Source organism: Serratia sp. CY32780, from assembly GCF_052169135.1.
Lineage (GTDB): Bacteria > Pseudomonadota > Gammaproteobacteria > Enterobacterales > Enterobacteriaceae > Serratia > Serratia sarumanii.
Window position 1 is genome coordinate 100,008 of sequence record NZ_JBJNLI010000005.1, and the last position, 26,685, is coordinate 126,692.

At 61.7% G+C, this 26,685-nt stretch carries 26 protein-coding genes; 23 read left to right on the forward strand and 3 right to left on the reverse strand.

Going from position 1 to position 26,685, the window contains the following annotated elements:
- The first annotated feature begins 5 nt into the window (after positions 1-5).
- The 6 genes from ACJ8HH_RS19590 (at position 6) to ACJ8HH_RS19615 (ending at position 7,413) form a co-directional block, all read left to right on the forward strand.
- Entirely contained in the window at positions 6-1,034 is a 1,029-nt protein-coding gene (locus tag ACJ8HH_RS19590) for an ABC transporter ATP-binding protein (protein WP_049213307.1), read from the forward strand.
- A gap of 1 nt (position 1,035) precedes the next feature.
- Positions 1,036-1,980, forward strand: coding sequence for an ABC transporter permease (locus ACJ8HH_RS19595; protein WP_033644105.1), 945 nt, complete (start codon positions 1,036-1,038; stop codon positions 1,978-1,980).
- On the forward strand, positions 1,970-2,776 hold the full coding sequence (locus ACJ8HH_RS19600) for an ABC transporter permease (RefSeq protein ID WP_033648928.1): 807 nt from the start codon (positions 1,970-1,972) through the stop codon (positions 2,774-2,776). Before ACJ8HH_RS19595 ends, ACJ8HH_RS19600 begins: the two co-directional genes overlap by 11 nt.
- A 35-nt stretch (positions 2,777-2,811) precedes the next feature.
- The gene (gene patD, locus ACJ8HH_RS19605) at positions 2,812-4,236 is read left to right on the forward strand and encodes an aminobutyraldehyde dehydrogenase (RefSeq protein WP_197766307.1); all 1,425 of its coding nucleotides are present in this window, start codon (positions 2,812-2,814) and stop codon (positions 4,234-4,236) included.
- An 85-nt stretch (positions 4,237-4,321) separates the two neighbouring features.
- Complete coding sequence (locus tag ACJ8HH_RS19610; RefSeq protein WP_041036354.1) at positions 4,322-6,232, forward strand: NAD(P)/FAD-dependent oxidoreductase; 1,911 nt, start codon at positions 4,322-4,324, stop codon at positions 6,230-6,232.
- Positions 6,229-7,413, forward strand: coding sequence for a c-type cytochrome (locus ACJ8HH_RS19615; RefSeq protein ID WP_197766306.1), 1,185 nt, complete (start codon positions 6,229-6,231; stop codon positions 7,411-7,413). Before ACJ8HH_RS19610 ends, ACJ8HH_RS19615 begins: the two co-directional genes overlap by 4 nt.
- 37 nt (positions 7,414-7,450) lie before the next feature.
- Here the strand turns inward: ACJ8HH_RS19615 and hmpA are convergent, their stop codons facing one another.
- Positions 7,451-8,641, reverse strand: coding sequence for an NO-inducible flavohemoprotein (hmpA, locus tag ACJ8HH_RS19620; protein ID WP_033648924.1), 1,191 nt, complete (start codon positions 8,639-8,641; stop codon positions 7,451-7,453).
- 357 nt (positions 8,642-8,998) lie between these two features.
- Between hmpA and glyA the strand changes: the two genes are divergently transcribed.
- Both glyA and ACJ8HH_RS19630 read left to right on the forward strand, forming a co-directional pair.
- Positions 8,999-10,252: a serine hydroxymethyltransferase gene (gene glyA / locus ACJ8HH_RS19625; RefSeq protein WP_060439404.1), complete on the forward strand. Its 1,254-nt coding sequence runs from the start codon at positions 8,999-9,001 to the stop codon at positions 10,250-10,252.
- Between the two features lie 156 nt (positions 10,253-10,408).
- Complete coding sequence (locus ACJ8HH_RS19630) at positions 10,409-11,554, forward strand: 3-phenylpropionate MFS transporter (protein WP_033648923.1); 1,146 nt, start codon at positions 10,409-10,411, stop codon at positions 11,552-11,554.
- Here the strand turns inward: ACJ8HH_RS19630 and csiE are convergent, their stop codons facing one another.
- Entirely contained in the window at positions 11,555-12,820 is a 1,266-nt protein-coding gene (gene csiE / locus ACJ8HH_RS19635; RefSeq protein WP_049234857.1) for a stationary phase inducible protein CsiE, read from the reverse strand.
- Between the two features lie 182 nt (positions 12,821-13,002).
- Between csiE and ACJ8HH_RS19640 the strand changes: the two genes are divergently transcribed.
- Positions 13,003-13,638: a DUF1007 family protein gene (locus tag ACJ8HH_RS19640; RefSeq protein ID WP_060452021.1), complete on the forward strand. Its 636-nt coding sequence runs from the start codon at positions 13,003-13,005 to the stop codon at positions 13,636-13,638.
- Positions 13,629-14,651, forward strand: coding sequence for a nickel/cobalt transporter (locus tag ACJ8HH_RS19645; protein ID WP_016929766.1), 1,023 nt, complete (start codon positions 13,629-13,631; stop codon positions 14,649-14,651). The genes ACJ8HH_RS19640 and ACJ8HH_RS19645 overlap by 10 nt, the downstream gene beginning before the upstream one ends.
- Before the next feature lie 55 nt (positions 14,652-14,706).
- Here ACJ8HH_RS19645 and suhB read toward each other — a convergent pair whose 3' ends face one another.
- Complete coding sequence (gene suhB / locus ACJ8HH_RS19650; protein ID WP_004941400.1) at positions 14,707-15,510, reverse strand: inositol-1-monophosphatase; 804 nt, start codon at positions 15,508-15,510, stop codon at positions 14,707-14,709.
- 119 nt (positions 15,511-15,629) lie between these two features.
- On the opposite strand from suhB, the gene trmJ reads away from it, so the two are divergent.
- From trmJ to ACJ8HH_RS19715, 13 genes are all read left to right on the forward strand, one after another.
- Complete coding sequence (trmJ, locus tag ACJ8HH_RS19655; protein WP_025303916.1) at positions 15,630-16,364, forward strand: tRNA (cytosine(32)/uridine(32)-2'-O)-methyltransferase TrmJ; 735 nt, start codon at positions 15,630-15,632, stop codon at positions 16,362-16,364.
- A 193-nt stretch (positions 16,365-16,557) separates the two neighbouring features.
- Positions 16,558-17,052, forward strand: a complete 495-nt coding sequence (iscR, locus tag ACJ8HH_RS19660) for a Fe-S cluster assembly transcriptional regulator IscR (protein WP_004941404.1) — start codon at positions 16,558-16,560, stop codon at positions 17,050-17,052.
- Positions 17,053-17,106: 54 nt separating this feature from the next.
- On the forward strand, positions 17,107-18,321 hold the full coding sequence (gene iscS / locus ACJ8HH_RS19665) for a cysteine desulfurase (RefSeq protein ID WP_016929764.1): 1,215 nt from the start codon (positions 17,107-17,109) through the stop codon (positions 18,319-18,321).
- A 24-nt stretch (positions 18,322-18,345) separates the two neighbouring features.
- Entirely contained in the window at positions 18,346-18,732 is a 387-nt protein-coding gene (gene iscU, locus ACJ8HH_RS19670) for a Fe-S cluster assembly scaffold IscU (protein ID WP_033635600.1), read from the forward strand.
- A gap of 54 nt (positions 18,733-18,786) precedes the next feature.
- The gene (iscA, locus tag ACJ8HH_RS19675) at positions 18,787-19,110 is read left to right on the forward strand and encodes an iron-sulfur cluster assembly protein IscA (protein ID WP_004941410.1); all 324 of its coding nucleotides are present in this window, start codon (positions 18,787-18,789) and stop codon (positions 19,108-19,110) included.
- Positions 19,111-19,172: 62 nt separating this feature from the next.
- Positions 19,173-19,694, forward strand: coding sequence for a co-chaperone HscB (hscB, locus tag ACJ8HH_RS19680; protein WP_033648919.1), 522 nt, complete (start codon positions 19,173-19,175; stop codon positions 19,692-19,694).
- Between the two features lie 32 nt (positions 19,695-19,726).
- On the forward strand, positions 19,727-21,577 hold the full coding sequence (gene hscA, locus ACJ8HH_RS19685) for a Fe-S protein assembly chaperone HscA (protein WP_033648918.1): 1,851 nt from the start codon (positions 19,727-19,729) through the stop codon (positions 21,575-21,577).
- Between the two features lie 2 nt (positions 21,578-21,579).
- Positions 21,580-21,915, forward strand: a complete 336-nt coding sequence (fdx, locus tag ACJ8HH_RS19690; RefSeq protein ID WP_004941417.1) for an ISC system 2Fe-2S type ferredoxin — start codon at positions 21,580-21,582, stop codon at positions 21,913-21,915.
- A 32-nt stretch (positions 21,916-21,947) separates the two neighbouring features.
- The gene (iscX, locus tag ACJ8HH_RS19695) at positions 21,948-22,148 is read left to right on the forward strand and encodes a Fe-S cluster assembly protein IscX (RefSeq protein WP_006327336.1); all 201 of its coding nucleotides are present in this window, start codon (positions 21,948-21,950) and stop codon (positions 22,146-22,148) included.
- Positions 22,149-22,448: 300 nt separating this feature from the next.
- Positions 22,449-23,744: an aminopeptidase PepB gene (pepB, locus tag ACJ8HH_RS19700; protein ID WP_047570920.1), complete on the forward strand. Its 1,296-nt coding sequence runs from the start codon at positions 22,449-22,451 to the stop codon at positions 23,742-23,744.
- A gap of 89 nt (positions 23,745-23,833) precedes the next feature.
- A complete protein-coding gene (gene sseB, locus ACJ8HH_RS19705; protein ID WP_033635596.1) occupies positions 23,834-24,664 on the forward strand; it encodes an enhanced serine sensitivity protein SseB in 831 nt (276 codons plus the stop codon).
- A 162-nt stretch (positions 24,665-24,826) separates the two neighbouring features.
- Entirely contained in the window at positions 24,827-25,252 is a 426-nt protein-coding gene (ndk, locus tag ACJ8HH_RS19710; RefSeq protein ID WP_004941424.1) for a nucleoside-diphosphate kinase, read from the forward strand.
- Positions 25,253-25,484: 232 nt separating this feature from the next.
- Positions 25,485-26,681: a bifunctional tRNA (adenosine(37)-C2)-methyltransferase TrmG/ribosomal RNA large subunit methyltransferase RlmN gene (locus tag ACJ8HH_RS19715; protein WP_004941426.1), complete on the forward strand. Its 1,197-nt coding sequence runs from the start codon at positions 25,485-25,487 to the stop codon at positions 26,679-26,681.
- Positions 26,682-26,685 lie beyond the last annotated feature (4 nt).

The window sequence follows — 26,685 nt, forward strand, 5'->3', positions numbered from 1 at the left end:
AGAAAATGACCATTGCCGTGCAATTCATCGATGTTTCGCGGACTTTCGGCGATGTTCGCGCCGTGGATCGGGTATCCATCGACATTCAGGACGGGGAATTCTTCTCCATGCTCGGGCCGTCCGGCTCGGGCAAAACCACCTGCCTGCGCCTGATCGCCGGCTTTGAACAGCTCTCTTCCGGCTCGATTCGCATCCACGGCCAGGAAGCCGCCAACCTGCCGCCATATCAGCGCGACGTGAACACCGTGTTTCAGGATTACGCGCTGTTCCCGCACATGTCGGTGCTGGAAAACGTCGCCTACGGCCTGATGGTGAAGGGCGTCGCCAAACGCGAGCGGCTGGCGCGGGCGCAAGAGGCGCTGGAGAGCGTGGCGCTTGGTTTCGTTGCCGAACGCAAGCCGGCGCACCTGTCGGGCGGCCAGCGGCAGCGCGTGGCGTTGGCGCGCGCGCTGGTCAATCGGCCGCGGGTGCTGCTGTTGGACGAACCGCTCGGCGCGCTGGATCTCAAGCTGCGCGAGCAGATGCAGGGCGAGCTGAAGAAGCTGCAGCGCCAGCTGGGCATCACCTTTATCTTCGTCACCCACGATCAAAGCGAAGCGCTGTCGATGTCCGATCGGGTGGCGGTGTTCAATAACGGCCGCATCGAACAGGTGGATACGCCGCGCGAGCTTTACATGCGGCCGAAGACGCCGTTCGTCGCCGAGTTCGTCGGCACCTCCAACGTGGTGCGCAGCGAGCTGGCGCAGCGCCTGCTCGGCGAAAGCCGGACCTTCTCGATCCGGCCGGAACATATCCGCCTGCTGGAGCACGGCGGCGCGGCGCAGGACGAGATCCAGGTACAGGGCACGCTGCAGGAAATCCATTACCAGGGCGCGGCCACGCGGTATGAAATCGCGCTGAACGGCGGCGAAAAGCTGCTGGTCAGCCAGGCCAATCCGCAGTGGATCGCCGAAGGGCAACAGCGGCAGATCGGCCAGCCGATCGTCGCCTGCTGGCCGCGCGCGGCGATGGTGCCGCTGCTGGAGGAGAGGTGAGATGGACATGAGCATCGATTCCCCCTCGGCGCGCGGCGGTACCGTGCGCGCGCTGTCGACCTGGCTTTATCGCCGGCCGACGCTGTATCTGCTTTTGCTGCTGGTGCCGCCGCTGCTGTGGTTTGGCGCGGTGTACCTCGGTTCGCTGCTGACGCTGCTGTGGCAAGGGTTTTACACCTTCGACGATTTCACCATGGCGGTGACGCCGGATCTGACCTTCGCTAACCTGGCGGCGCTGTTCAACCCGGCCAACTACGACATCATCCTGCGCACGCTGACCATGGCGGTGCTGGTGTCGCTGGCCAGCGCGGCGCTGGCGTTCCCGATCGCCTATTACATGGCGCGCTACACCAGCGGCCGCGTCAAGGCGTTCTTTTACATCGCGGTGATGATGCCGATGTGGGCCAGCTATATCGTTAAAGCCTATGCCTGGACCCTGCTGCTGGCGAAAGACGGCGTGGCGCAGTGGTTCCTGCAGCACCTGGGGCTGGAGCCGCTGCTGGCTTCGCTGCTGACGGTGCCCGGCGTCGGCGGCAACACGCTGTCGACCTCGGGGCTGGGGCGTTTCCTGGTGTTCGTCTATATCTGGCTGCCGTTCATGATCCTGCCGATCCAGGCGGCGCTGGAGCGCCTGCCGCCTTCGCTGCTGCATGCCTCGGCGGATCTGGGCGCCCGACCGGCGCAGACCTTCCGCCACGTCATTTTGCCGCTGGCGGTGCCGGGCATCGCCGCCGGGTCGATCTTCACCTTCTCGCTGACGCTGGGCGACTTTATCGTGCCGCAACTGGTGGGGCCGCCGGGCTATTTCATCGGCAGCATGGTGTACGCCCAACAGGGTGCGATCGGCAATATGCCGATGGCCGCGGCCTTTACGCTGGTGCCGATCGTCCTGATCGCCATTTATCTTTCCATCGTCAAACGTCTGGGGGCTTTCGATGCACTCTGAACGCGCGCCCTTAGGGCTGAAGCTGGCCGCCTGGGGCGGACTGATCTTCCTGCATTTTCCGTTGGCGATCATCGCCATCTACGCCTTCAACACCGAGGATGCCGCTTTCAGCTTCCCGCCGAAGGGCTTCACGCTGCACTGGTTCAACGTTGCCGCCGGGCGGCAGGATATCCTCGATGCGGTGCTGCTGTCGGCGCAGATCGCCTGCCTGGCGACCGCCATCGCGCTGGTGCTCGGTACCCTGGCGGCGGCAGCGCTGTATCGGCGCGATTTCTTCGGCAAGGACAGCATTTCGCTGCTGTTGCTGCTGCCGATCGCGCTGCCGGGGATCGTCACCGGTCTGGCGCTGCTGGCCGCCTTCAAGGCGCTGAACATCGAGCCGGGCATCCTGACCATCGTCGTCGGCCATGCGACGTTCTGCGTGGTGATCGTGTTCAACAACGTCATCGCCCGGTTCCGCCGCACCTCGTACAGCCTGATCGAAGCGTCGATGGATCTCGGCGCCGACGGCTGGCAAACCTTCCGTTACGTGATCTTGCCGAACCTCGGCTCGGCGCTGCTGGCCGGGGGCATGCTGGCGTTCGCGCTGTCGTTCGATGAAATCATCGTGACTACCTTTACCGCCGGCCACGAGCGCACGCTGCCGCTGTGGCTGCTGAACCAACTCGGTCGCCCGCGCGACGTGCCGATCACCAACGTGGTGGCGCTGTCGGTAATGCTGTTAACCATGCTGCCGATCCTCGGCGCTTACTACCTGACCAAAGGTGGGGAAAGCGTCGCCGGCAGCGGCAAATAATTTCCTTACCCGACCTCTGATAAAAGGATAACCCTATGCAAAGCCAACTGTTGATTGACGGCCACCTGGTGAATGGCCAGGGCGCGACCCAGCCGGTGTATAACCCGGCGACCGGCGAAGTGATCGCGCAGGTGGCGGAGGCCAGCCCGGAGCAGGTCGATCGCGCGGTGCTGGCGGCGGACGCCGCGTTCGCCGCCTGGGGGCAAACCACGCCGAAGGCGCGTGCCGAGCATCTGCTCAAGCTGGCGGATTTGATCGACGAGCATGCCGAGACCTTCGCCAGGCTGGAATCGCTCAACTGCGGCAAGCCTTATCACTGCGTGTTGAAAGACGAACTGCCGGCGGTGGCCGACGTGTTTCGCTTCTTCGCCGGGGCCAGCCGCTGCCTGACCGGCATGGCGGCCGGCGAGTATCTGGCCGGGCATACCTCGATGATCCGCCGCGATCCGCTCGGCGTGGTGGCCTCGATCGCGCCGTGGAACTACCCGCTGATGATGGCGGCCTGGAAACTGGCGCCGGCGCTGGCGGCCGGCAACTGCGTGGTGATCAAGCCGTCGGAGCAGACGCCGCTGACCACTTTCAAACTGGCCGAACTGGCCGCCGGGCTGTTCCCGCCGGGCGTGCTCAACGTGCTGTTCGGCCGCGGCGCCAGCGTCGGCGATCGGTTGACCGGGCATGACAAGGTGCGCATGGTGTCGCTGACCGGCTCGATCGCCACCGGCGAGCACATCATCGCCCACACCGCCGCCGGCATTAAGCGCACCCATATGGAACTGGGCGGCAAGGCGCCGGTGCTGGTGTTCGACGACGCCGATCTGCAGCAGGTGGTGGACGGCATTCGCGGCTTCGGTTTCTACAACGCCGGGCAGGATTGCACCGCCGCCTGCCGCATCTACGTGCAGAAAAGCATTTATCCCGAGCTGGTGAAGCGGCTGGGCGAGGCGGTGGCCAGCCTGAAGATCGGCGCGCCGGACGACGAGAGCACCGAGTTGGGGCCATTGATTACCGCCCAGCATCTGGAACGGGTCGCCGGTTTTGTCGAGCGCGCCAAAGCGTTGTCGCACGTGCAGGTGGTGACCGGCGGCGAGAAGGTGAAGGGGCCGGGTTACTACTTCCAGCCGACGCTGCTGGCCGGCGCACGCCAGGAGGATGAAATCGTGCAGCGCGAGGTGTTCGGCCCGGTAGTGACGGTGACGCCGTTCGACGACGAAGAGCAGGTGCTGGCCTGGGCGAACGAATCCAACTACGGGCTGGCGTCTTCCGTGTGGACTCGCGACGTGGGCCGCGCGCATCGCTTAAGCGCCCGCCTGCAATACGGCTGCACCTGGGTGAACACCCACTTCATGCTGGTGAGCGAAATGCCGCACGGCGGCCAGAAACTGTCCGGCTACGGCAAGGATATGTCGATGTACGGGCTGGAGGATTACACCGCCATTCGTCATGTGATGTTCAAACATTGATTTTACAATAATTATCCGCACAATAGCGCGGCCTTCGGGCCGGCCCCGGCCGGCCGATGATAATAAAAATTGAAAGGAAGCCTATATGGGTATCACCCGACGTGATTTTCTCAACGGGGTGGCGATCACCATCGCCGCCGGGTTGACGCCGCTGCAAATCTTGCGCGCGTCGCCGCAAACCGCCAATCAAACCCTGTACTACCCGCCGGCGCTGACCGGGCTGCGGGGTAACCATCCGGGCTCGTTCGAGCATGCGCACCAGTTGGGGCGCGACGGCAAAACCTTTGATTTCGGCAGCGTGCCCGCCGTTGAAGAGTTCGATCTGGTGGTGGTCGGCGCCGGCATCAGCGGGTTGGCGGCCGCCTGCTTCTGGCAGCAACTGAAAGGTGAGCAGCAGCGCATTTTGCTGATCGACAACCATGACGACTTCGGCGGCCACGCCAAGCGCAACGAATTCAACACCGACGACGGCATGCTGCTCGGCTACGGCGGCAGCGAATCGCTGCAGTCGCCGCGCTCCAACTTCAGCCCGGTGGCGATGGGGCTGCTGCGCAATCTCGGCGTCGATATCGATCGGCTGGAGCAGGCGTTTGACACCACCTTCTACCCGGATCTGAACTTGAGCCGCGGGGTTTACTTCGATCGCAAGAACTTCGGCGTCGACAAGGTGGTGAGCGGCGATCCGGGCCGCACGGTGGCGGACGACATTCCGCGCGATCGTCTCAACGGCCGCTCTTATGAAGCGTTCATCGGCGATTTCCCGCTGCCGGAAAGCGATCGCCAGGCGTTGATCGCGCTGCATACGGTGAAGAAAGATTATCTGCCGGAGATGACGCTGGAGCAGAAGGTCGAGTGGCTCGATACCCACAGCTACACCCAGTTCCTGCGCGAGAAGGTGGGCCTGAGTGAGCTGGCGATCCGTTATTTCCAGCAGACCACCAACGATTTCCAGGCGGTGGGCATCGACGGCACGTCGTGCAGCGATGCGCGCATCTGCGATCTGCCGGGCCTTGACGGCATGAATCTGCCGCCGCTGGACGAAGAGTCGCAGGCGGATCTCGACGATCCTTACGTGTTCCACTTCCCGGACGGCAACGCCACGCTGGCGCGCCTGATGGTGCGCAAGCTGATCCCGGCGGTGGCGCCGGCCGGCAAAGACATGAACGACGTGGTGCTGGCCAAATTCGACTACGGCCAGCTCGATCGGCCGGAATCGCCGGTGAAGCTGCGTTTGAACAGCACCGGGCTGCATGCGGCCAACGTCGGCGACAAGGTGGAAGTCACCTACATGACCGGCGAGAAGATGACCAAGGTGCGCGCCGGGCAGGTGGTGATGGCCGGCTACAACATGATGATCCCATACCTGGTGCCGGAGATGTCGCACGAGCAGCAGGAGGCGCTGAAGCAGAACGTCAAGTCGCCGCTGGTGTACAGCAAGGTGGTGATCCGCAACTGGCAGCCGTTCATCAAGCTGGGCGTGCACGAGATCTATTCGCCGGCCGCGCCGTACAGCCGCGTGAAGCTGGATTACCCGGTGAGCATGGGCGGGTATCAGCACCCGCGCGATCCGGATCGGCCGATCGGCCTGCATATGGTGTACGTGCCGACGCTGCCGGGCAGCGGCCTCAGCCCGCGCGAGCAGTCGCGCAAAGGGCGCGCGCTGCTGCTGGGCACGCCGTTCGAGGTGCACGAGCAGATGATCCGCGAACAGCTGCAGGGCATGCTGGGCGAGGCCGGTTTCGACCATCAGCGCGACATTCAGGCGATCACCGTCAACCGCTGGTCGCACGGTTACTCCTACTTCCTCAACGGGCTGTTCGACGACGAAGACGAGGCCACGAAAATCATCGAAACGGCGCGGCAGCCGATCGGCAAGATCGTTATCGCCAACTCCGATGCCGACTGGAGCCCGTACGCCAACTCGGCGATCGATCAGGCGTGGCGCGCGGTGAATGAACTGGCCTACGGCAAGGTTGCCGCCAAGGAGGGAGCATGAGTCTGCGTTCGCTGTACCTGTTGAGCCTGCTGGCGGCAGGCGGCTCGGCCCAGGCGATGTCGGCCGGGGAATACGTCGCCAAAGCCGGTGACTGCACCGCCTGCCACACCGCGCCGGGCGGCGCCGAATTGGCGGGTGGCATGAAGTTCCCGACGCCGCTCGGGGCTATCTACGCCACCAACATCACGCCGAACAAGCTGCACGGCATCGGCGCCTATTCGTTCGAAGAATTCGATCGCGCCATGCGCCAGGGGGTAGCCAAAGACGGCCACCGGCTCTACCCGGCGATGCCGTACACCTCGTACGCCAAAATGAGCGCGGAAGACATGCGCGCGCTGTATGACTATCTGATGAAAGAGGTGCCGGCGCAGAACGTGGCCAACCGCGCCAGCGACATCAGCTGGCCGCTGTCGATGCGCTGGCCGCTGGCGGTGTGGAACCAGCTGTTCCACGACGACCGGCCGTATCAGGCAGATCCGCAGCAAAGCGCCGAGTGGAACCGCGGCGCCTACCTGGTGCAGGGCGCGGGCCATTGCGGCAGCTGCCACACGCCGCGCGGCTGGGCGATGCAGGAGAAGGGGCTGGACGGCAAGGAGCCGGTGTTCCTGAGCGGCGCCGAGCTGGACGGCTGGTACGCCTCCAATCTGCGCGGCCTGCCGCCGGAAGAGGTGACGGCGCTGCTGAAAACCGGCCGCAGCCGCCATGCGGCGGTCGCCGGGCCGATGAGCGAGGTGGTGACCCACAGCACGCAGTACCTCAGCGACGGCGATCTGAACGCCATCGCGGTGTACCTGCGCAGCCTGGCGCCGGACACCGCCGCCAAAGCCGCTGCGCCTGCCGCGCAGGCGGATAACCCGGGCGGCAAGGCGACCTACGCGATGTACTGCTCGACCTGCCACGGCAACAAGGGGGAGGGCACTGACTTCGCCATTCCGGCGCTGGCGGGCAATGCCACGGTAACGGCGGACAATCCGCTGACCGCGCTGCGGGTGGTGCTGGAGGGGGCGCATACGCCGATCACGCAGCAGGCGATGGCGTTCGACATGCCGGCTTACGGCTGGGCGTTGAACGATCGGCAGGCGGCGGATCTGATGAGCTATCTGCGGGGAAGCTGGGGCAACCAGGCGGCGCCGGTGACGGTGCAGCAGGTGCAGGACGCGCGCCAACTGCAGGCGAAATGAGGGGGGAGCGCGGTCTGACGGCCGCGCTCCGCAAGCATTACAGCACCTTATGCGGGCCGAAGCATTCGTAGTGGATGCGTTCGGCTTCTACGCCCATCTCCAGCAACTGTTTGCCCACGAACTGCATGAAGGCCACCGGGCCGCAGAAGTAATAGTGCATCTGCGGATCGGCCAGGCTGCCTTGCAGCGCGCTCAAATCCATCAATCCGCGGCTGTGGTAGTCGCGGCCTTCCACGTCATCGGCGCCCGGCTCGCGGTACCACACATGGCGGCTCAGATTCGGCATGCGCCCGGCAATATCCGCCACTTCATCGGCAAAGGCGTGCACGCCGCCGTTTTCCGCCGCGTGCAGCCAGTGGACCTGCGCCTGATGCTGGCTGTCGTGCAGGGTGTTGAGCATGCCGAGCATCGGGGTTTGGCCGACGCCGGCGGAGATCAGCGCCACCGGCGTGGTCGGCGCCACGTCGAGGAAGAAGTCGCCGTGCGGCGGGGCGATGTAGATCACGTCGCCTTCCTGCGCCTGCTGGTGCAGGTAGTTGGACACTTTCCCCTGATCTTCGCGCTTCACCGCGATGCGGTAGAACTCGCCGTTCGGCGAGGTGGTCAGCGAGTACTGGCGAATCTCCTGATGTTCCAGGCTGTCGTGCTTGATGTAGACCGCCAGATACTGCCCCGGTTTGAAGTCCGCCACCCGGCCGCCGTCCACCGGCGCCAGCACGAAACTGCAGATCACGTCGCTCTGCGGCTGTTTCTTCAGGATGCGGAACGCGCGCAGATCGCGCCAGCCGCCGTTGTCGGTTTCACTCTGCTGATAAATCTGTTCTTCACGCTGGATAAACACGTTGGCCAGCACGCCGTAGGCCTTGCCCCAGGCGTCCAGGACTTCCTGACCCGGGCTGAACATTTCGTCCAGGGTCGCCAGCAGGTGACCGCCGACGATGTTGTACTGCTCCGGCTGGATATTGAAGCTGGTGTGCTTCTGCGCGATGCGCTCCACCGCCGGCAGCAGCGCCGCCAGGTTCTCGATGTTGGCGGCATAGGCGCAGATGGCGTCGAACAGCGCCTGACGCTGATCGCCGTTGCGCTGGTTGCTCATGTTGAAAATGTCTTTCAATTCCGGGTTGTGCGCGAACATGCGATCGTAAAAGTGGGCGGTCAGCTTCGGCCCGGTCGCAGCCAGCAGGGGAATGGTGGATTTCACGGTGGCGATGGTTTGGCTATCCAGCATGGAAGCGCTCCTTGGGTTGGGATCTTGACGATAATTGTAATGATGTATTTTAAATGCATCTTATTGGGTTCCGCGTTGCTTGTAAATACCCTTGTTTTCGTTGCGGTGTTCTTCGGGCGTCGATCGCGCTCACAGAACATGAAAAAAGCGCATCGTTCGCATGAGGAAATGTCCGTTGATAAACGGCGGCGTTTAGCGGATCAAAGCCTTGCGCCACCTTATGCCAATCGTTTGCGTAAAAACCTCTGTCAAGACCTATCTTCGGTGGGGCGAAACGGTTTACACTGTGGCCCAGAACCCAAACGGGTAGTTATTTGGTGATTTTTTAGTTAGCTGATTTAAGTCAGGAGATGCCGGATGTTAAAGCGTGAAATGAACATTGCCGATTACGATGCGGAACTGTGGCGTGCCATGGAGCAGGAAGTGGTGCGTCAGGAAGAGCACATCGAGCTGATCGCGTCTGAGAACTACACCAGCCCGCGCGTGATGCAGGCTCAGGGTTCCCAGCTGACCAACAAATACGCTGAAGGCTATCCGGGCAAGCGTTACTACGGCGGCTGCGAATACGTGGATATCGTTGAGCAGCTGGCTATCGATCGCGCCAAAGAATTGTTCGGCGCCGATTACGCCAACGTGCAGCCGCACTCCGGCTCCCAGGCTAACTTCGCCGTGTACACCGCGCTGCTGCAGCCGGGCGACACCATTCTGGGCATGAACCTGGCGCACGGTGGCCACCTGACCCACGGTTCCCCGGTCAACCTGTCCGGCAAACTGTATAACGTGGTGCCTTACGGCATCGACGACAAAGGCCAAATCGACTATGACGATCTGGCCAAGCAGGCGCAAACCCACAAGCCGAAAATGATCATCGGCGGCTTCTCCGCTTACTCCGGCGTGGTTGACTGGGCCAAAATGCGCGAAATCGCCGACAGCATCGGCGCTTACCTGTTCGTCGACATGGCGCACGTGGCGGGCCTGATCGCCGCCGGCGTCTACCCGAACCCGGTACCGCACGCGCACATCGTCACCACCACCACCCACAAAACTCTGGCGGGCCCGCGCGGCGGTCTGATCCTGGCGAAGGGCGGCGACGAAGATCTGTACAAAAAGCTGAACTCCGCCGTGTTCCCTGGCGGCCAGGGTGGCCCGCTGATGCACGTGATCGCCGGCAAGGCGGTGGCGCTGAAAGAAGCGATGGAGCCTGAGTTCAAGGTTTACCAGCAGCAAGTGGCGGTCAACGCCAAGGCGATGGTGGAAGTGTTCTTGCAGCGCGGCTACAAAGTGGTCTCCGGCGGCACCCATAACCACCTGTTCCTGCTGGATCTGGTCGACAAAAACCTGACCGGTAAAGAAGCGGACGCCGCCCTGGGCCGCGCCAACATCACCGTCAACAAAAACAGCGTGCCGAACGATCCGAAAAGCCCGTTCGTCACCTCCGGCGTGCGTATCGGCACCCCGGCCGTCACCCGTCGCGGCTTCAAAGAAGCCGACGTGCGCGAACTGGCCGGTTGGATCTGCGATGTGCTGGACAACATCAACGATGAAGCCACCATCGAACGCACCAAGAAGAAAGTGCTGGATATCTGCGCCCGCCTGCCGGTTTACGCGTAATCCCGCTTTCGCCCGACAAAACCCGCTGCGGCGGGTTTTTTTGTGGCCGCTCGCGGCAAACTGTGAGCTGTCTGGCACTCTAACGCATTGAAGTGGAATGAAGATTGCGGGGCGGTGTGAGCTCTGTCAAAGTATTGCCCTCACTCCGGAGGGATCATGGTTCTGCAATCCACGCGTTGGCTCGCGCTCAGTTATTTCACCTACTTCTTTTCCTATGGCATCTTCTTACCGTTCTGGGGCGTGTGGCTGAAAGGCGAGGGCATCGCGCCCGAAACCATCGGCATGCTGCTCGGCGCCGGCTTGGTGGCCCGCTTCCTCGGCAGCTTACTGATTGCGCCCCGCGTTAAAGATCCCTCTCATTTAGTCTCCGCCCTGCGCCTGCTGGCGCTGCTGACCCTGGCCTTTGCGGTCGGTTTCTGTTTCGGCAACGGCTGGGGTTGGCTGATGCTGGTGATAGCGGGTTTCAACCTGTTCTTCTCGCCGCTGGTGCCGCTGACCGACGCGTTGGCCGCCACCTGGCAAAAGCAGATCCGTATGGACTACGGCCGGGTGCGGCTGTGGGGCTCGCTGGCGTTCGTCATCGGCTCGGCGCTGACCGGGCAGCTGGTAGCGGTATGGGGCCATAACGCCATTCTCTACAGCCTGATCTTCAGCGTGCTGGCGATGCTGCTGGGCATGCTGTTGAAGCCGAGCGTCATGCCGCAGGGCGAAGCGCGCGCGCGCAGCGGAACCGAACGTTCGCTGTGGGCGCTGTTGAAAGAGGGGCCGGTCTGGCGCTTCCTGCTGTGCGTCACGCTGCTGCAAGGGGCGCACGCCGGCTACTACAGCTTCGGCTCCATTTACTGGCAGGAGGCCGGCTATTCGGCCTCGACCATCGGCTATCTGTGGTCGCTGGGCGTGGTGGCGGAGGTGATTATTTTCGCCAGCAGCAACGTGCTGTTCCGCCGCTGGAATGCGCGCAACCTGCTGTTGCTCTCCGCCTGCTGTGGCGTGTTGCGCTGGAGCCTGATGGCCTACAGCACCGAGCTGGGCTGGCTGCTGCTGATCCAGATCCTGCACTGCGGCACTTTCACCGTCTGCCATTTGGCGGCGATGCGCTTTATCGCCGCGCGTCAGGGGCAAGAGGTGATCCAACTGCAGGCGGTGTATTCGGCGCTGGCGATGGGCGGCGGCATCGCCGTCATGACGGTCATTGCCGGGTTCCTGTTCGAACATTGGCAGGGCGGGGTATTCTGGGTGATGGCGGCGGTCGCGGTGCCGGCCTTGTTCATCCGGCCGCCGGCGGTCAGCGTCAGCCGCTGATTAAGGGGCTTCCAGCAGCGCGCGGATCGCCTGGCGCTGCCGGGTTTCCAGCGGTAGTTCGGTATAGATCAGCGGCGGGTGCGGATCGCTGTGCACCGCCGCATAAGGGGTGATCACCAGCGTGATGCCCTGCGGCGCTCCGCCGCGCAGATAGTCGCTCAGCGGCAGGTACTTGATGTTCAGCGGCAGCAGCGTGAGCTCTCGGATCTGATATTCCACTTCCTCTTCCAGCTGCGGGTTGTCCAGCGTCAGCAGCAGCACCTGCTTTTCCTGCAGCGCGTTGTCCTGCATCAGCCAGGCGCCGAAGCTGATGGCCACCAGACCCGCCTCCTCGTTGGAAAAATGCACGCCGTACTCCTGCTCCAGCGGTTTCAGCGCTTCCTGCGTGGTGCGCATCAGCCGCGGGTATTTGCGCACCACTTCTTCCAGCAGCATATTGTCGATGCCGATGGCGAAACGGCAGCGCTCCAGCGCCGGCGCCAGATGGGCGAACAGCTGGCTGACCAGCTCCGCCTTGCTGCTGAAGGCCATGCCGGAAAGTTGCTGGAAGCGCTCGACCATGCTGTCGATCGCCACCATCAATCTCCGCTCTTGCGCTGAGTCGTTGCTGTGGTAGCTGTGATTTTTCAACATGGTGAAGGTCAGCGCCAAAAAATCGCGCTCGTCTGCCTGCGGCGGCTGGTTAAACAGCCGGTTGCAGGTCTGATGCAGCCAGGCGGCGGCTTGCTGTTCCGGCTTTTTCCGCAGCCAGTCGCGTTGAACCGCGTCGAAACGCGGATGCTGCTGCAGGCGATTTTGCCAGGCGCAGTAGAGCAGGTAATGCTGCAGGAATTGGCGGTCGCGCGCATCGAAGTGGCGGCTGAGCAGCGGCTCGCAGGCGTCGATCGCCTCTGTCAGCGCAGACGCCGGGGTGGCATCGATCGCCAGCGCTTGCCGCAGGCGCGGGGCGAAATCGCCTTCGACAAACCGCGGGCTGCAGCGCAGGGCCCGCCGCAGCCAGTGGATCAGGCACAGGCGTTGGTCGAGCACGCTGCCCCGCAGTTGGTAGCCATGGTCGGGATCGACGGCGATCTCCAGGTGATGGAAACGCTGGATTTCACTGGCCACCTCGGCTATATCTTGCCGGGTTATCGGGGGGGCGACGCCGTTGATTCGGCTTAGGGTCTCCAGCTGTAACTCGGGCTCCGGCGTGTACAGCATCAGCAGCAGATGGCAGCGCCGTTGTTGTCCGGAGAGCTCGGGCACGGGAGAGGTGTCCAGGCTCATTATCACCTTCCGGCATAAAAGGTTGCGATTATGCCTAAGCATAGCAAAAGGCTTTGTGACGGCAGGATTACCGCGCGGCTTTTACTTCGGCTTACAACTTTCGTCACAAATATCGCCGGGAGAGGCGGGCCGTCAGGCATCTATTTGTGTTACGTTATAACAAATACAGGTAAGACAGGATAATGATGAAGTTACGTCGTCTTTTGGCTGCCTTCGGCGCCGTGTTCAGCGCCGGTGCGATCGCTCATCCGCACAGCTTTATCGACATGAATACCACCTTCGTCGCCAAAGACCAGCGGCTGGTCGGCCTGAAAATGGTGTGGGTGATGGATGAAATCACCTCGGCGGATCTGCTCTACGATGCGAAAAACGCCAAGAGCGATTCGGAAGTGTGGAAAAAGCTGGCGGCGGAAGTGATGGCCAACGTGCTGGGGCAGCACTATTTCACCGATCTTTACCGCGATGGCAAACCGGTGAAATACCTGAACTTGCCCAGCGAATATCACCTGTCGCGCCAGGGCAACCAGGCGGTGCTGGAGTTCGTGCTGCCGTTGGCCGAGCCGCAGCCGCTGGCGGGCAAGCCGTTCGAACTTTCGACTTACGATCCGACTTATTTCGTGGATATGACCTATAAAGACCAAAATGCGCTGCATCTGCCGCCGGAGATGGCGCAGCTGTGTAGCTACAAGCTGATGACGCCGAAGCCGAATGCGTTGCTGCAGGCCTATGCGCTGTCGCTCGACAAGAACGACTCGCCCGGTGAAGACCTGGCGCTGGGGCAGCAGTTCGCCCAGCGGGTGACGCTGCAATGTCGTTAAATCTCTCGCAACCGACGACGAGCCGGCGCCACTGGGCCTTCGGCCTGTGGCCGCTGCTGCCGTTCACGCTGGCGCTGGCGGCCGCCGCGCTGCTGGCGTGGCACTATTGGCCGCAGCTGCTGATGCAGAGCGTGGTGTGGCAAAAAGCGCTGCACCAGCAGATGGCGGGGCTGTTGCAGCAGGTGAAGGCCGCGCCGCAGCAGGCCGGGCTGGCGCTGATGCTGTTCAGCCTCGGCTATGGCGTCTTGCATGCGCTTGGCCCCGGCCACGGCAAAGTGGTGATCGCCACCTACCTGGCCACCCATCCGGCGCGGCTGAAAAGCAGCCTGAAGCTGACCTTCGCCGCCTCGCTGGTGCAGGGTGGGGTAGCGATCGCGCTGGTCACGCTGATGCTGGTGGTATTGCAGCTCTCTTCGCGCCAGCTGCACCAAAGCAGTTTCTGGCTGGAGAAGGGCAGCTTTATTCTGGTGATGCTGCTTGGCGTGCTGCTGAGTTGGCGCGCGCTGAAACGCCTGTTTGCGGCGATCAAGGCGATGCGCCCGGCGCCGGCGCTGCGCATCAACAGCCTGACGCCGCTGGCGGCGGATCATGTGCACAGCGCCAATTGCGGCTGCGGCCACCGGCATCTGCCGAGCGACAGCGAGCTGCAGGCGGGAAGCGACTGGCGCACTCAGGCCGCCATCGTGCTGGCGATGGGCATGCGCCCCTGTTCGGGGGCGATTTTGGTGCTGCTGTTCTCCAAAGTGATCGGCGTGTTCGGCTGGGGAGTGATCTCCGCGCTGGCGATGGCGTTCGGCACCTCGTTGACCATCTCGATGCTGGCGCTGCTGGTACATTACAGCCGCCGGCTGGCGGTGCGCCTCAGCCGTTCGCGCGCGCCCGCCGCCTGGAGCGCGGTGGCCTGGGGGGCGTTGGCGCTGGCCGGCGGCCTGATCCTGCTGGCCGCCGGGCTGTTGCTGTACGTCAGCGCGCAGCCGGAATTCGGCGGCGGCATCCGTCCCTTCTCCCGCTAACGGGCATAAAAAAAGCGCTGCATCGGCAGCGCTTTTTTCGATTCGCTTCTGGCGATTAACGCTTCAGCGCTTCGCTCAGTTCTTCACGCATGGTGGCCAGCATGGCTTTCACTACGCGCGGGTTGCCTGCCACCACGTTGCCGGAGCTGAAGTGGTTGTGGCCGCCGACGAAGTCGGTCACCAGGCCGCCGGCTTCACGCACCAGCAGTTCGCCCGCGGCGAAATCCCACGGCTTCAGGCCGATTTCGAAGAAACCGTCTACGCGGCCGGCGGCCACATAGGCCAGATCCAGCGCCGCGGAACCGGTGCGGCGGAAGTCTGCGCACTGGGTGAACAGCTTGCCGACGATGTTGATGTAAGGCGTTGCGTGCTGTTTGACCTTGAACGGGAAGCCGGTCGCCAGGATGGTGCCATCCAGATCTTTGGCGTTGGTGCCGCGCAGGCGGTAGCCGTTGAGCTGTGCGCCCTGGCCGCGAGTGGCGGTGAACAGTTCGTTGCGCATCGGATCGTAAACCACGGCCACTTCAGTACGGCCTTTGATGCGTACGGCGATGGAAACGGAGAAATGAGGGAAACGTTTGATGAAGTTTGCAGTGCCATCCAGTGGATCGATCACCCATTGCACATCGCGATCTTCGCCGATCAGCTCACCGCGTTCTTCGCTCACGATACTGTGTTGCGGATAAGACTTGCGGATGACGTCGATGATCAGATGCTCTGCATCGCGATCGACGTTGGTGACGAAGTCATTGGTCCCTTTCTGGCTCGCTTCTACAGCGTCCGGGGTTTCGTAGTTTTTGGCAATCAGGTTACCGGCCTTGCGCGCAGCGCGCACGGCGATAGTCAGCATCGGATGCATGGGTATCTTCCAACTAGGATGTTAAAGAACAGGAAACGGCGCGAAGTATAGCAGCTGTTCGGCAAATTGCCTACGGCTGTGTTAAGATGCTGCGATTTTCCGCCACGCTCAGAGTTTGTATGCTGCACAATATCCGCATTGTTCTGGTAGAGACTTCACATACCGGCAACATGGGCTCGACCGCCAGAGCCATGAAAACCATGGGTTTAACCAACCTTTATCTGGTTAATCCGCTGATCAAACCCGATTCTCAGGCCATCGCCCTGGCCGCCGGCGCCAGTGACGTGATCGGCAACGCCACTATCGTCGACACCCTCGATGACGCCATCGCCGGCTGTAGCCTGGTGGTGGGCACCAGCGCCCGTTCTCGCACCTTGCCGTGGCCGATGCTGGAGCCGCGTGAATGCGGCGTGCGCGCGGTGCACGAGGGCGAACACGCGCCGGTGGCGCTGGTGTTCGGCCGCGAACGCGTCGGGCTGACCAACGATGAATTGCAGAAGTGCCACTACCACGTCGCCATTCCGGCCAACCCGGACTACAGCTCGCTGAACCTGGCGATGGCGGTGCAGATCCTGGCGTATGAAGTGCGCGTGGCTTACCTCGATCGCCAACAGGCGGGCGCGCCGCAGCTGGAAGAGACGCCGTACCCGCTGGTGGATGACCTCGAGCGTTTCTATCAGCACCTGGAGCAGACGCTGCAGCGCACCGGCTTTATTCGCCCGTCCCATCCGGGCCAGGTGATGAGCCGCCTGCGTCGGCTGTTCACCCGCGCGCGCCCGGAAGGGCAGGAGCTGAATATCCTGCGCGGCATGCTGACGTCGATCGAGAAACAGGATAAACATCAAGGTAATTAATTGATGTGGCATAGCGGCGGGTGACAATAGTATTAGTTATCCAAAGGTTATAACATGTATTTTATATACCTTTGTTCTTGCTAAGTTCAAAACGTGCTAATACTTGAGTCAATTACTAGGTTAAATAGTTGACTGTTTTACTCAGGAATGTCAGACTTTCGGCCATATTTGACCAACAGGTAACCATTGAGCTATGAGACTGACATCCAAAGGCCGTTATGCCGTAACCGCTATGCTCGACGTAGCGCTGCATTCCCAGGAAGGGCCGGTGCCACTGGCGGACATTTCCGAACGCCAGGGTATTTCGCTCTCTTATCTGGAACAATTATTCTCCCGTCTGCGCAAGAATGGCCTGGTGGCCAGCGTGCGCGGCCCGGGCGGTGGTTATCTGCTGGGTAAAGACGCGGGTGAGATCGCCGTTGGCGCTGTCATCACTGCCGTCGATGAATCGGTAGATGCAACCCGGTGCCAGGGCAAAGAAGGCTGTCAGGGCGGCGATCGCTGCTTGACCCACGCCCTGTGGCGCGATCTGAGCGAGCGCATCAGCGGGTTCCTGAACAACATTACGCTGGCAGAACTGGTCAACAACCAGGAAGTGCTGGTGGTGGCGGATCGTCAAAACAACGATACGCGCCGCACGGCCAACGGTCGTCCGCAAGAAACTATCAACGTTAATCTGCGCGCATAAGCAGCTGGCGAAATTATTTTAGTTTTTGGAAGCGATGTACGGAGCACAAGAGCAATGAAATTACCGATTTATCTGGATTACTCAGCAACGACGCCGGTTGACCCGCGCGTTGCTGAGAAGATGATGCAGTTTTTGACCCTGGACGGCACTTTCGGCAACCCGGCTTCCCGTTCCCACCGTTTCGGTTGGCAGGCGGAAGAGGCGGTAGACATCGCCCGTAACCAAATCGCCGAACTGGTGGGCGCCGACCCGCGCGAAATCGTCTTCACCTCCGGGGCGACCGAATCCGACAACCTGGCGATCAAAGGCGCTGCCAATTTCTACCAGAAAAAAGGCAAGCACATCATCACCAGCAAAACCGAACACAAAGCCGTGCTGGACACCTGCCGTCAGCTGGAGCGCGAAGGGTTCGAAGTGACCTATCTGGCGCCGCAGAGCAACGGCATCATCAGCCTGCAGGATCTCGAAGCGGCGCTGCGCGATGACACCATTCTGGTCTCCATCATGCACGTCAACAACGAAATCGGCGTGGTGCAGGACATCGAAGCGATCGGCGAAATGTGCCGCGCGCGCGGTATCATCTACCACGTTGACGCCACCCAGAGCGTGGGCAAACTGCCTATCGATCTGAGCAAGCTGAAAGTCGACCTGATGTCGTTCTCCGGCCACAAAATCTATGGCCCGAAAGGCATCGGCGCGCTGTACGTGCGCCGCAAGCCGCGCATCCGCATCGAAGCGCAGGTACACGGCGGCGGTCACGAGCGCGGCATGCGTTCCGGCACCCTGCCTGTCCACCAGATCGTCGGCATGGGCGAAGCTTACCGCATCGCCAAAGAAGAGATGACCGAAGAGATGGCGCGTCTGCGCACCCTGCGCGATCGTCTGTGGAACGGCGTAAAAGATATGGAAGAAGTGTATCTGAACGGCGATCTGGAGCACGGCGCACCGAACATCCTGAATGTCAGCTTCAACTACGTTGAAGGCGAGTCGCTGATCATGGCGCTGAAAGACCTGGCCGTTTCCTCCGGTTCAGCCTGTACCTCCGCCAGCCTCGAGCCGTCCTACGTGCTGCGCGCGCTGGGCATGAGCGATGAATTGGCGCACAGCTCGATCCGTTTCTCTCTGGGGCGTTTCACCACGGAAGAAGAGATCGACTACACCATTCAACTGGTGCGTAAATCCATCGGCCGTCTGCGCGATCTATCTCCTCTGTGGGAGATGTTCAAGCAGGGCGTGGACATCAACAGCATCGAATGGGCGCATCATTAATTCTCAGGTTTCAGGAGCAAGGTCATGGCTTACAGCGAAAAAGTAATCGATCATTATGAAAACCCGCGCAACGTGGGTTCCTTCGACAACGAAGATCCTACCGTCGGTAGCGGCATGGTAGGGGCGCCGGCTTGCGGCGACGTCATGAAGCTGCAAATCAAGGTTAACGATGAAGGCATCATCGAAGACGCGCGCTTTAAAACTTACGGCTGCGGTTCCGCCATCGCCTCCAGCTCGCTGGTGACCGAATGGATGAAAGGCAAGTCGCTCGATCAGGCTGAAGCGATCAAAAACACCCAGATCGCCGAAGAGCTGGAATTGCCGCCGGTCAAAATTCACTGCTCGATCCTGGCTGAAGACGCCATCAAAGCAGCGATTGCCGACTATAAGAGCAAGCATAGCGCCGAGTAATTTGTCTGAGTCGGCCCGGCCACGCCGGGCTTTGATTTGAAGTGTGAGGTTGTGATGTCTATTACCATGAGCGACAGCGCTGCGCAGCGTGTTCAGGCGTTTTTGACGAACCGCGGCAAGGGTCTCGGCCTGCGTCTGGGAGTGCGAACTTCCGGCTGCTCCGGAATGGCCTACGTGCTGGAATTTGTTGACGAAGCCAACGATGACGACATCGTGTTTGAAGACAAAGGCATCAAGGTGATCATCGACGGCAAGAGCCTGGTTTACCTTGACGGCACCGAGCTTGATTTCGTTAAGGAAGGCCTGAACGAAGGCTTCAAGTTCAACAACCCGAACGTCTCAAGCGAATGCGGCTGCGGCGAGAGTTTCAACGTCTGACAGTCCATCGTGCTCCCCCGTTTCGGCGGGGGAACTTCATCCGCTAACGCCCAGAGCACGCTATGGATTACTTTACTTTATTCGGGCTGCCAGTTCGCTACACCGTGGACGGCAGCCTGCTTGCGTCCCGCTTCCAGGATCTGCAGCGCCAATTTCACCCCGATCGTTTCGCCAACCAGCCGGAGCGCGAACGCCTGATGGCGTTGCAGCAGGCGGCGACCATCAACGAAGCCTACCAGTCGCTGAAGCACCCGTTAAAACGCGCGGAGTATATGCTATCTTTGCACGGCTTCGAGCTGGGCAACGAACAGCATACGATGCGCGACACCGCGTTCCTGATGGAACAGCTGGAGCTGCGCGAAGAGCTCGACGCCATTGAGCGCAAGCCGGAGGCGGAAAGCCTGCTGGCCGATTTCGGCGCGCGGCTGGCTGTCTCCATCAAACAGCGCAGCGCGCTGATGCTGCAGCAGCTGGACGGCGAGCTGTGGGCGGACGCCGCCGACACCGTGCGCAAGCTGCGCTTTTTGGACAAACTCCAGCAACAGGTTGAACAACTCGAAGAAAAACTGCTGGGTTTTGAGTAACACCTTCTGATTCTGATTGTGGAAGCTTCAACATGGCCTTATTACAAATTAGTGAGCCTGGCCTCAGCGCCGCGCCGCACCAGCGACGTCTGGCCGCCGGCATCGACTTAGGCACCACCAACTCGCTGGTCGCCACGGTGCGCAGCGGGCAAGCGGAAACGCTGGCCGACGAACAGGGCCGCCATTTGCTGCCTTCGGTGGTGCATTATCAGGCGGATGCGCAGCGCGTCGGCTGGGAGGCGCGCCAACAGGCGGCGCAGGATCCGGCCAATACCGTCAGCTCCATCAAGCGCATGATGGGCCGCTCGTTGGCGGACGTGCAGCAACGTTACCCGAACCTGCCGTATCAATTCCAGGCCAGCGACAACGGCCTGCCGCTGATCGTCACCGCCGGCGGCCCGGTTAACCCGGTCGGCGTCTCCGCCGATATCCTGCGGGCCCTGTCCGCGCGCGCGCAAGCGGCGCTGGAAGGGGAGCTGGATGGCGTGGTGATCACCGTTCCCGCCTACTTCGACGACGCGCAGCGCCAGGGCACCAAAGACGCGGCGCGTCTGGCCGGCCTGCATGTCCTGCGCCTGCTGAACGAACCGACCGCGGCGGCGATCGCCTACGGGCTGGACTCCGGCCAGGAAGGGGTGATCGCGGTTTACGATCTGGGCGGCGGCACCTTTGATATCTCCATTCTGCGCCTCAGCCGCGGCGTGTTCGAAGTGCTGGCCACGGGCGGCGATTCCGCGCTGGGCGGCGACGACTTCGATCACCTGCTGGCCGACTGGCTGCGCGAGCAGGCCGGCGTGGCCGATCGCAGCGACCACGGCGTGCAGCGCCAGCTGCTGGACGCCGCCATCGCCGCTAAAATCGCGTTGAGCGATGCCGACAGCGTGCGCGTCGAGGTGGCCGGCTGGCAGGGCGAGGTGACCCGCGCCCAGTTCGAAGCGCTGATCGCCCCGCTGGTGAAACGCACGCTGATGGCCTGCCGCCGCGCGCTGAAAGACGCCGGCGTCGCCGCCGACGAGGTGCTGGAAGCGGTGATGGTCGGCGGTTCCACCCGCGTGCCGCTGGTGCGTGAGCAGGTGGGCGCCTTCTTCGGCCGCACGCCGCTGACGTCGATCGATCCGGATAAAGTGGTCGCCATCGGCGCCGCGATCCAGGCCGACATTCTGGTGGGCAACAAGCCGGACAGCGACATGCTGCTGCTGGACGTGATCCCGCTGTCGCTGGGCCTCGAAACCATGGGCGGTCTGGTGGAGAAAGTGATCCCGCGCAACACCACCATTCCGGTGGCGCGCGCGCAGGAATTCACCACCTTTAAAGACGGCCAGAGCGCGATGATGATCCACGTGCTGCAGGGCGAGCGCGAGCTGGTGCAGGACTGCCGTTCGCTGGCGCGTTTCACGCTGCGCGGCCTGCCGCCGCTGCCTGCCGGGGGCGCGCACATTCGCGTCACCTTCCAGGTGGATGCCGACGGTCTGCTTAGCGTCACCGCGATGGAGAAATCCACCGGCGTCGAAGCTTCGATCCAGGTGAAACCGTCTTACGGCCTGTCGGACAGCGAAATCGCCGGCATGATCAAGGATTCGATGGCCAACGCGCAAAGCGACGTGGGCGCGCGCAAGCTGGCGGAGCAACGCGTGGAAGCCGCGCGGGTGCTGGAAAGCCTGCAGGGCGCGCTGGCCAGCGACGCCGCGCTGCTGAGCGAGGCGGAAAGCCAGGCGATCGCCGCCGCGACCCAGGCGTTGCAGCAGGCGGTGCAGGGTGAAGATCCCGCCGCTATCGAAGACGCCATCAAAACATTAGATGCACAAACGCAAGATTTTGCCGCGCGCCGCATGGACGCTTCCATTCGCCGCGCGCTGGCTGGCCATTCTGTGGATGAGGTTTAACCATGCCTAAAATTGTTTTCCTGCCCCATCAAGATCTTTGCCCGGAAGGGGCGGTTCTGGAAGCTGAAAAAGGGGAGTCGATCCTCAACGTTGCGCTGCGCAACGGCATTGAAATCGAGCACGCCTGCGAGAAATCCTGCGCCTGCACCACCTGCCACTGCATCGTGCGTGAAGGCTTCGATTCGCTGGAAGAGAGCAGCGAGCTGGAAGACGACATGCTGGACAAGGCCTGGGGGCTGGAGCCGGAAAGCCGTCTGAGCTGCCAGGCGCTGGTCGCCGACGAAGATCTGGTGGTCGAAATGCCGCGCTACACCGTCAACCACGCGCGTGAGCATTAATTGTTAGCCGCAGCGCCAACCCGGAGATCATAATGGGACTGAAGTGGACCGACAGCCGAGAAATCGGCGAAGCCCTGTACGACCAATACCCGGACACCGATCCGAAAACCGTGCGTTTTACCGACATGCATCAGTGGATCTGCGATCTGGAAGAGTTCGACGACGATCCGCAGGCTTCCAACGAAAAAATACTGGAAGCGATCCTGCTGGTCTGGTTAGATGAAGCGGAGTAAATAGCGTAACGGGCTGCCATGGGCGGCCCGTTTATTTTGTATCCGACATACCCGTCGTCTTTCAAACCGCAGCGTTGTTACCTGCACGTAGTTACGTGGCCCATCCGTGGGCCACGCCCCAAGGGGCCGCTGCGAGCAGCGTTCAAATCTGCTCCCGGCAGATTTGTCTTACCCCAGTCACTTACCTGAGTAAGCTCCTGGGGATGAGATCGCTGGGCGCCTAGCTGCAATTTGAAATCCATAGGGTATGCAATAAAGCCCTAATGAAATAATAAAGGGAACATCCGGAGTAAGAAGGCTATGACAACAGAATTCATGCAGGTCACGCTGTCGCAACAACCTGCCGACGCCCGTTGGGGCGAAAAAGCGCTGCTCAGCACCAACGGCGAAGGGATGACCATTCACCTGACCGGCACCGACAAGCTGGGCGCGATCCAGCGCGCGGGCCGCAAAATTGACGGTCAGGGCATCAAAAACGTCAAGCTGGCCGGCGACGGTTGGGACTTGGAAAACAGCTGGGCGTTTTGGCAGGGCTACCGCGGGCCGAAAGGGCAGCGCAACGTCGAATGGGCCGAGCTGCCGGAAGCCGCACGTCAGGAGCTGGATAAGCGGCTGAAGATCGTTGACTGGGTGCGTGACACCATCAACATGCCGGCGGAAGAGCTGGGGCCGGAGCAACTGGCGACCCGCGCCGTCGATCTGATGTGCGACGTCGGCTGCGATGCCGTCAGCTACCGCATCACCAAGGGCGAAGATCTGCGCGAGCAGAACTATGCCGGCATCCACACCGTCGGCCGCGGCTCCGAGCGCCCACCGGTGCTGCTGGCGCTGGACTTCAACCCGACCGGTAATCCGGACGCACCGGTGTTCGCCTGCCTGGTCGGCAAGGGCATCACCTTCGATACCGGCGGTTATAGCCTGAAACAGAGCGCCTTTATGGACTCGATGAAGGCTGACATGGGCGGTGCGGCCACCATCACCGGCGCCCTGGCGCTGGCGGCGGCGCGCGGCCTGAAGCAGCGTGTGAAGCTGTACCTGTGCTGCGCCGACAACATGGTCAGCGGCAACGCTTTCAAACTGGGCGACATCATTCGCTACCGCAACGGCAAAACCGTTGAGGTGATGAACACCGATGCGGAAGGGCGCCTGGTGCTGGCCGACGGCCTGATCGACGCTTCTGAGCAGAACCCGCAGCTGATTATCGACTGCGCCACCCTGACCGGCGCCGCCAAAACCGCGGTCGGCAACGACTACCATGCGCTGTTCAGCTTCGACGACGCGCTGGCGCAGGAGCTGCTGAACAGCGCCACCGCCGAGCAAGAGCCGTTCTGGCGTCTGCCGCTGGCCGAGTTCCACCGCAGCCAGCTGCCGTCCAACTTCGCCGAGCTGAACAACGTGGCCGGCCCGGCCTACACCGCCGGCGCCAGCACCGCGGCGGCCTTCCTGTCGCACTTCGTCAAGAATTACCAGCAAGGCTGGCTGCACATCGACTGTTCCGCCACCTACCGCAAAGGCGCGGTGGATCAGTGGTCGGCCGGCGCGACCGGTTTGGGCGTGCGTACCCTGGCCAACCTGCTGCTGAGCAAAGCCAAATAATTGAACGCCCGCCGCGTCGGGCGCTAGAATGCGCATTATCTTCGGGGCCCAGCATGCTGGGCCTCGCTATTTGATCCCTGGAGTTTGCCATGAGTGCCCATCATCACGATGCCGCCCCGAGCGAAAACGAACTTGAACGCCTGCTGAAGCTGGCGGTGACGGAGCCGGCCCACCGCCCGGCGTTCTTCCGTGAACTGCTCGACGCCACGGTGCTGATCCTCGGCGACAGCGAGCAGGTGCAGCAGGACGGCGACATCGCGCTGAACGCGGATACGCCGGTCAATATCCAGCATTGGGAGAAGCAGGACGGCGGCAGCATCATTCCGTTCTTCACCTCGCTGGAAGCGCTGCAGAAAGCCGTTGAGGACGAACAGCCGTTCATCGCCATGCCGGCGCGGGTGCTGTTCGAAATCACCCAGGGCGCGGATCTGTTCCTCAATCCGAAGGCGGAGTACGGCAAGGAGTTCTACCCGGAAGAGGTGGCGATGCTGCTGGCGACCGGCGGCGTCGTCAAACCGGTGGAGCATTACGTCGATAAAGAGACCCAAATCCTGCTGGGGCAGCCCGAAGAGTACCCGTCGGCGATGGTGGATGCGTTGACCACGCTGTTCAGCCAGCGCAAGCCGGTGCGCCGCGCGTTTCTGGCGCTGATGCACGATCAGGCGGCGGACGAGAAGCCGAATCTGCTGATCGGGCTGGAAGTGGACGCCGAGCCGGCGGAGATCGAGGCGTTGATCAACGAGGCCGGCAGCGTCGCCAGCGAAACGGCGCCGAACGACGAACCGGTGGATTTCTGCCTGGTGTCGGAGAACGAGCGCGGCATCAGCCACTATCTTATCTCCCATACGCAGCCGTTTTATCAGCGCCGCTGGGGCAGCTGGCTGCGCAATTTGATCCCGTCTACCGACAAGACCCAGTAGCGCCGCCGCGTGGTCAAATATGAATCATGAAGATCATATTTTTTTAATGAAATGTTGATTTTCCCGTAGGCAAGCGTTAACGGCGCACATATAATCTGCGCCACTTGAGAAGGCCGGCAACATTGCAGACCGGCCTGTTTTGGAAGTCATACAGAGGCCATCATGACCGTAGAACGTACCTTTTCCATCGTTAAACCAAACGCTGTAGCCAACAACGACATCGGCGCTATCTACGCTCGTTTCGAGCGCGCCGGTTTCAAAATCATCGCCGCTAAAATGCTGCGTCTGACTCGCGAGCAAGCTGAAGGCTTCTACGCTGAGCACAAAGGCCGCCCATTCTTCGACGGTCTGGTTGAGTTCATGACCTCCGGCCCAATCATGGTGCAGGTTCTGGAATCTGAAAACGCCGTGCAGCGCAACCGCGACATCATGGGCGCAACCAACCCGGACAACGCGCTGGCTGGTACCCTGCGTGCCGACTACGCGGACAGCTTCACCGCTAACGCCGTTCACGGTTCCGATTCCGTTGAATCCGCACAGCGCGAAATCGCTTACTTCTTCAACGAAAGCGAAATCTGCGCACGTTAATCGTGCCGTTGCTGATAGCCAGGCATTCACCGGCTGAAACAATAAAAATGCCCTGAATGCCTTTCAGCCGTAGCCACCCGCTACTAAAATTTGTACAATGCCGCGCCCCTGATAAGACGACTTGTCAGGGGCGTGTTTTTAGTGCCGCCACCCGAATCATGCGGGCTGAAATGCACAACTTACTGTCCATTCTTTAGCGCCATAACGTGTAATAACGAGGCCAGAGATCATTATGTTAGAACCCATCACGTCCGAGCACACCGTGTCTGAAAATAATTCGCTGACTACCCCCTCCGTTAACGTGGAGCAACCGGCTGCGGCCAAAATCAACCTGCTGGACCTGAACCGCCAGCAAATGCGCGAGTTCTTCGCCGAAATGGGCGAGAAACCGTTCCGCGCCGATCAGGTGATGAAGTGGATTTACCACTACTGCTGCGACGATTTCGAGCAGATGACCGACATCAACAAAGTCCTGCGCGGCAAGCTGCAACGCGTGGCGGAAATCCGCGCGCCGGAAGTGGCGGAGGAACAGCGCTCGGCCGACGGCACCATCAAGTGGGCGATTAAAGTCGGCGATCAGCAGGTCGAAACCGTGTATATCCCGGAAGCCGACCGCGCGACGCTGTGCGTCTCCTCGCAGGTAGGCTGCGCGCTGGAGTGCAAATTCTGTTCGACGGCGCAGCAGGGCTTCAACCGCAACCTGCGCGTGTCGGAAATCATCGGCCAGGTGTGGCGCGCGGCGAAAATCATCGGCGCGCTGAAGGTGACCGGCCAACGCCCGATCACCAACGTGGTAATGATGGGGATGGGCGAGCCGCTGCTCAACCTGAACAACGTGGTGCCGGCGATGGAAATCATGCTGGACGACTTCGGCTTTGGCCTGTCCAAACGCCGCGTGACCCTGTCTACCTCCGGCGTGGTGCCGGCGCTGGACAAGCTGGGCGACATGATCGACGTGGCGCTGGCGATCTCGCTGCACGCGCCGAACGACACCATCCGCGATGAGATCGTGCCGATCAACCGCAAGTACAACATCGAGACCTTCCTGTCCGCGGTGCGTCGCTATTTGGAGAAATCCAACGCCAACCAGGGCCGCGTGACCGTCGAGTACGTGATGCTGGATCATATCAACGACAGCACCGACGATGCGCATCAGCTGGCGGAAGTGCTGAAAGACACGCCGTGCAAGATCAACCTGATCCCATGGAACCCGTTCCCGGGCGCCCCTTACGGCCGCAGCTCCAACAGCCGGGTGGATCGTTTCTCCAAGGTGTTGATGGAATACGGCTTTACGACTATTGTTCGTAAAACCCGTGGTGACGATATCGACGCCGCCTGCGGGCAACTGGCGGGTGAAGTGATCGACCGTACCAAGCGTACCCTGAAGAAGAAAATGGCCGGGGAACCTATCAACGTACGGGCGGTCTGAATCC

What these genes read in the sequence shown, in the direction of transcription:
- ACJ8HH_RS19590 (WP_049213307.1), top strand. Translation starts at nt 6, where the DNA reads ATGACCATTGCCGTGCAATTCATCGATGTTTCGCGGACTTTCGGCGAT.
- ACJ8HH_RS19595 (WP_033644105.1), top strand. Translation starts at nt 1,036, where the DNA reads ATGGACATGAGCATCGATTCCCCCTCGGCGCGCGGCGGTACCGTGCGC.
- ACJ8HH_RS19600 (WP_033648928.1), top strand. Translation starts at nt 1,970, where the DNA reads ATGCACTCTGAACGCGCGCCCTTAGGGCTGAAGCTGGCCGCCTGGGGC.
- patD (WP_197766307.1), top strand. Translation starts at nt 2,812, where the DNA reads ATGCAAAGCCAACTGTTGATTGACGGCCACCTGGTGAATGGCCAGGGC.
- ACJ8HH_RS19610 (WP_041036354.1), top strand. Translation starts at nt 4,322, where the DNA reads ATGGGTATCACCCGACGTGATTTTCTCAACGGGGTGGCGATCACCATC.
- ACJ8HH_RS19615 (WP_197766306.1), top strand. Translation starts at nt 6,229, where the DNA reads ATGAGTCTGCGTTCGCTGTACCTGTTGAGCCTGCTGGCGGCAGGCGGC.
- hmpA (WP_033648924.1), bottom strand. Translation starts at nt 8,641, where the DNA reads ATGCTGGATAGCCAAACCATCGCCACCGTGAAATCCACCATTCCCCTG.
- glyA (WP_060439404.1), top strand. Translation starts at nt 8,999, where the DNA reads ATGTTAAAGCGTGAAATGAACATTGCCGATTACGATGCGGAACTGTGG.
- ACJ8HH_RS19630 (WP_033648923.1), top strand. Translation starts at nt 10,409, where the DNA reads ATGGTTCTGCAATCCACGCGTTGGCTCGCGCTCAGTTATTTCACCTAC.
- csiE (WP_049234857.1), bottom strand. Translation starts at nt 12,820, where the DNA reads ATGAGCCTGGACACCTCTCCCGTGCCCGAGCTCTCCGGACAACAACGG.
- ACJ8HH_RS19640 (WP_060452021.1), top strand. Translation starts at nt 13,003, where the DNA reads ATGATGAAGTTACGTCGTCTTTTGGCTGCCTTCGGCGCCGTGTTCAGC.
- ACJ8HH_RS19645 (WP_016929766.1), top strand. Translation starts at nt 13,629, where the DNA reads ATGTCGTTAAATCTCTCGCAACCGACGACGAGCCGGCGCCACTGGGCC.
- suhB (WP_004941400.1), bottom strand. Translation starts at nt 15,510, where the DNA reads ATGCATCCGATGCTGACTATCGCCGTGCGCGCTGCGCGCAAGGCCGGT.
- trmJ (WP_025303916.1), top strand. Translation starts at nt 15,630, where the DNA reads ATGCTGCACAATATCCGCATTGTTCTGGTAGAGACTTCACATACCGGC.
- iscR (WP_004941404.1), top strand. Translation starts at nt 16,558, where the DNA reads ATGAGACTGACATCCAAAGGCCGTTATGCCGTAACCGCTATGCTCGAC.
- iscS (WP_016929764.1), top strand. Translation starts at nt 17,107, where the DNA reads ATGAAATTACCGATTTATCTGGATTACTCAGCAACGACGCCGGTTGAC.
- iscU (WP_033635600.1), top strand. Translation starts at nt 18,346, where the DNA reads ATGGCTTACAGCGAAAAAGTAATCGATCATTATGAAAACCCGCGCAAC.
- iscA (WP_004941410.1), top strand. Translation starts at nt 18,787, where the DNA reads ATGTCTATTACCATGAGCGACAGCGCTGCGCAGCGTGTTCAGGCGTTT.
- hscB (WP_033648919.1), top strand. Translation starts at nt 19,173, where the DNA reads ATGGATTACTTTACTTTATTCGGGCTGCCAGTTCGCTACACCGTGGAC.
- hscA (WP_033648918.1), top strand. Translation starts at nt 19,727, where the DNA reads ATGGCCTTATTACAAATTAGTGAGCCTGGCCTCAGCGCCGCGCCGCAC.
- fdx (WP_004941417.1), top strand. Translation starts at nt 21,580, where the DNA reads ATGCCTAAAATTGTTTTCCTGCCCCATCAAGATCTTTGCCCGGAAGGG.
- iscX (WP_006327336.1), top strand. Translation starts at nt 21,948, where the DNA reads ATGGGACTGAAGTGGACCGACAGCCGAGAAATCGGCGAAGCCCTGTAC.
- pepB (WP_047570920.1), top strand. Translation starts at nt 22,449, where the DNA reads ATGACAACAGAATTCATGCAGGTCACGCTGTCGCAACAACCTGCCGAC.
- sseB (WP_033635596.1), top strand. Translation starts at nt 23,834, where the DNA reads ATGAGTGCCCATCATCACGATGCCGCCCCGAGCGAAAACGAACTTGAA.
- ndk (WP_004941424.1), top strand. Translation starts at nt 24,827, where the DNA reads ATGACCGTAGAACGTACCTTTTCCATCGTTAAACCAAACGCTGTAGCC.
- ACJ8HH_RS19715 (WP_004941426.1), top strand. Translation starts at nt 25,485, where the DNA reads ATGTTAGAACCCATCACGTCCGAGCACACCGTGTCTGAAAATAATTCG.